Source organism: Corallococcus sp. CA041A (assembly GCF_003612075.1).
In the GTDB taxonomy this organism is placed as follows: domain Bacteria; phylum Myxococcota; class Myxococcia; order Myxococcales; family Myxococcaceae; genus Corallococcus; species Corallococcus exiguus.
In genome coordinates, this window is the sequence record NZ_RAWF01000562.1 from 1 (window position 1) to 986 (window position 986).

Consider the following 986-nt stretch of genomic DNA (forward strand, 5'->3'; position numbering starts at 1 on the left):
GCATGCTGACGGCGGATCGTGACGCCTTCTATGATGAGGCCGTTCTCCTGCTGCGCCGCGTCCGCAGGCGCGGCAGGCTCCCCATCTGGGCCAACACCCCTGAACGGAATTAGTCGGGATGGCTTAGATGGAGCCTGCCCGCAGCACCGTGCTCACGTACGAGAGGGACAGGCCCTGCCGATCCCCGGCCCGCCTTCCGAGGAGATGGACCTCCGTCGCGGAGGTGTTCCAACGGCTGTGCAGGGTGTACTCCCGGGTATCCCAGTAGGCGTCCTCGGCGGCCATCAGTGCCCGCTCGTTCATCTGCTCCAGGGATGAGGCGTCCGGGGGCCGCCGCTCCTGGACCGCCTGGATGGTTTCGGCGACGAAGGCGAGACCGGCGAGCGCACTCAACACGGCCCTCTGACGGGCGGCCTCCTCCGCCGAATCCCGGGTTTCATCCGGCTCGCCGAACTTCGTTTGGAGCATGCTCGCGACGCCGCGGTGGGCCTCGCGGAGATCTCCCTGGGGGCCAAGGTAGAGGGTCACCGCCGCGAGCTTCTCCTGGTCGAAGGAGAAGCGAATTGTCGCGGGCATGTCCCAGTGCTCCGACTGAAGTTCGAGTCCGCCGCCATCCACGATGACCGCCTCGGGGTAGCGAGCCCGCACCTCATCGGGGCTCATGCTCCAGCGGGTGTCCTCGAAGCCGGTCGCGGCGCCGCGGAGATTCCGCAGATGGGCCTCACGGATGGCTTCGCGCCGCTCCAGCCGCTGCGCGTGCTGTGAGTTCTCACAGCCGATGGCGAACAGACACAGCGGGAGGAGGGCGGCGAGCTTCCTGCGCATGGGGGGCCTCTCGGTGGATTGGCCTGCCTGACGTGGAATCGGCCTGATTATTCACGCGAAATCGAATGTCGTGAAAAAATAGGTCAATCGACCTATATCCGTGGTGGGTCACGAAAGGGAGTCGCCATGGAGTCCGAGGGTCGTGTCGTGCTGGTGGGGGG

Annotated in this window: 1 protein-coding gene; it reads right to left on the reverse strand. The window is 66.2% G+C overall.

The features are described 5' to 3' along the window. Nucleotides 1-123 precede the first annotated feature (123 nt). Nucleotides 124-825, reverse strand: a complete 702-nt coding sequence (locus tag D7V77_RS42160; protein WP_120581749.1) for a hypothetical protein — start codon at nt 823-825, stop codon at nt 124-126. Between the last annotated feature and the right edge of the window lie 161 nt (nt 826-986).